Annotated in this window: 5 protein-coding genes and 1 pseudogene; all 6 read left to right on the forward strand. The window is 42.4% G+C overall.

Features of this window, described 5'->3' with window-relative positions; genetic code table 11:
• Positions 1–330, forward strand: a 330-nt coding sequence (locus F7C14_RS03490) for an adenosylcobinamide-GDP ribazoletransferase (protein WP_290899978.1), incomplete at its 5' end; no start/stop codon positions are given.
• Positions 315–854 (forward strand): NTP transferase domain-containing protein, encoded by a 540-nt coding sequence (locus F7C14_RS03495; protein WP_290899980.1) that lies wholly within the window; start codon positions 315–317, stop codon positions 852–854. The genes F7C14_RS03490 and F7C14_RS03495, both read left to right, overlap by 16 nt.
• The gene (locus F7C14_RS03500; RefSeq protein WP_290899982.1) at positions 818–1,468 is read left to right on the forward strand and encodes a protein-L-isoaspartate O-methyltransferase; all 651 of its coding nucleotides are present in this window, start codon (positions 818–820) and stop codon (positions 1,466–1,468) included. Before F7C14_RS03495 ends, F7C14_RS03500 begins: the two co-directional genes overlap by 37 nt.
• 42 nt (positions 1,469–1,510) lie before the next feature.
• A complete protein-coding gene (locus tag F7C14_RS03505; RefSeq protein ID WP_367114323.1) occupies positions 1,511–1,924 on the forward strand; it encodes a nucleotidyltransferase domain-containing protein in 414 nt (137 codons plus the stop codon).
• Positions 1,884–2,057, forward strand: a complete 174-nt coding sequence (locus F7C14_RS03510; RefSeq protein ID WP_290899986.1) for a hypothetical protein — start codon at positions 1,884–1,886, stop codon at positions 2,055–2,057. Before F7C14_RS03505 ends, F7C14_RS03510 begins: the two co-directional genes overlap by 41 nt.
• A 31-nt stretch (positions 2,058–2,088) precedes the next feature.
• Positions 2,089–2,407, forward strand: a pseudogene (locus F7C14_RS03515) (ornithine cyclodeaminase family protein); the annotation flags it as partial.

The raw sequence follows: 2,407 nt of genomic DNA on the forward strand, positions 1-2,407 counted from the left end.
GCTGATTTGATCCAGCTGATTTTAGCTCAAAGTTTTGCGAAAGCTTCTATGCTTTTGCTGCTTTTGAGAAACGATGCGGCTTGGGAAGGGATAGCGAGCGTTTTCAAGGAGAACGTAAGAAGGAGAGATTATGCCGGGTTGATAGTCCCTTTTCTGTTTCTCTTCGTCTCCCTTAACTGGAACAACCTCTTGGCGATTTTCGTTTTCCTAATTGTGACATTCTCGATCGAATCGTACTCAAAAAAACACTTTGGGGGAATTAGCGGAGATTTGCTTGGGGCTGCAAATTGTTTAACCTTCGCCTTGGTGATTGTATGCTTGCAATTGTGATGTGCGGAGGAAAGGGAAGCAGATTGAACTTCGTTGAGAAGCCTATGATTGAGGTTAGGGGAAAAAAGCTGATAGATTTTGCTTTGAGAGAAGTGAAAATCGTTGGCTTAGAGGCTATTTTTGTGACTTCTAAGTTCACGAAAAAAACAGAAAGTTACCTGAAAAATCTGGGCTGCGAAGTTGTTAGAGGTACGGGAGAAGGATACATGGAAGATCTGTTTTTTGTGATTGAGGATTACTCGATTTTCGAGCCGATTCTTGTGTTAAACTCCGACCTTTACTACTTCAAAGAAGGCTTTGTTTCCGATGTAATCTCTGAGTACTTCAAAATAACCTCTCCGGCTTTAAGCGTTAGATACGAAAACGGAAGACCAGTCGGAATAAACGTATTTGATCCTTTTTTCGACGAACAGGAAGAGGAAATTTTTATTACAAGCGAAAAAGTAGTCCTTAACGTAGACACTTTCCGAGACTTAAAGGTGTTGGGATGGACGAGTACTTTGAGAGGAGAAGGAGAATGGTAGAAAAATTGAAGGAGGAGTTGAACATAAGCGAGAGGGTAGCTGAGGCTATGTTAAAAGTTCCTCGCCACGTGTTTGTACCGCCAGAATATAGAAGGGAGGCTTACAACGACTATCCTTTGCCGATAGGCTACGACCAGACGATAAGCGCCCCCCACATGGTTGCGATAATGTGCGAGCTGCTTGATTTGAAAGAGGGAATGAAGGTACTTGAAATTGGTACCGGAAGTGGCTATCACGCAGCAATCGTTGCCGAGCTTGTAGGAAAGGATGGCAAAGTTATCACCATAGAGAGGATTCCCGAGCTCGCCAAAAGAGCTGAAAAAACGCTTAAAGAGCTTGGGTACGATAACGTGATCGTTATCGTTGGGGACGGAAGCGAGGGGTATAAGGACGAAGCTCCTTACGACAGAATCTACGTAACAGCGACAGCTCCAGAAGTGCCTCCTCCTCTCATAGAGCAGCTCAAAGAAGGAGGGAAGATGGTAATTCCCATCGGCAACTTTAGCCAGTACCTTTATTTGATTGAAAAGAAGAAGGGCGGAAAGATAGAGAAGAGGAACATGGGTCCTGTGAGATTCGTCCCCCTTATAGGGAAATTCGGTTTTAAGGATTGAAGAAAAAGTTTAAAGAGTTCCGAAAAAATTTTCTCCGTGGATGTGATTGAGGAGATTAAGAAAGATTTTAGAAAATTCGCTGATAAGTGCATAGGAATTTTACTCTACGGTTCCTACGCCAAAGGTGAACAGACACCAAGAAGCGACGTCGATGTATGTATTGTCGGAGGAGAAAAGATCTTTGAGGAGGTAATGAGAGAGCTTGGAGGAAAGTACGACATCAAATTTTTTGAGGAACTTCCTCTTTACGTTAAAGTTGAGGTTGTGAAAAATCACGTAAAAATTTACGCTAAGGAAGAGCTTGACATGTATTTTTACAGGATTCTAAAGGTTTGGAAGGACATGGAACACAGAATAAGGGAAAACGAGTTCGAAAGTATCGATGAAAAAATAAAAAAAAGACGGAGGTGGCTTAATGCGAAGAAAAAGATACTTAGAGAAATTCGAATGGATTGAGAAACGCTGTAGCGCATCACTACAACCACTTAGATTTAAAAAAATTGAAGAGGCCATAGGTGAGGTGGATTCTCTCTACGATCTCGCGGCAAAACTCGTAAGAGTTGCGGAAAACATTCTTGAAAATGAGTAGGATTTATAAACTTTAGACTCAAAAATGCTTTATGGAAACTCTTATTCTCACAAAAAGAGACGTTGAGAGTCTTTTGACGATGGAAGAAACAATAGCTGCTGTAGAGACCGCTTTCAGACTTCACGGAGAAAATAAAGTTCAAATGCCTCCGAAGATTTATCTAAATTTCGAGGAAGGAGATTTGAGAGCGATGCCGGCTCAGATTGGAGATCGGGCAGGAATAAAGTGGGTGAATTCCCATCCGAGAAATCCGGAGAAGGGTTTGCCGACGGTTATGGCTGTTTTGATTCTTAACGACCCTTCGACGGGGTTTCCTCTCTCCATAATGGACGCGACTCACCTCACAAACA

This window comes from Ferroglobus sp. (assembly GCF_015521575.1).
In the GTDB taxonomy this organism is placed as follows: Archaea; Halobacteriota; Archaeoglobi; order Archaeoglobales; family Archaeoglobaceae; genus Ferroglobus.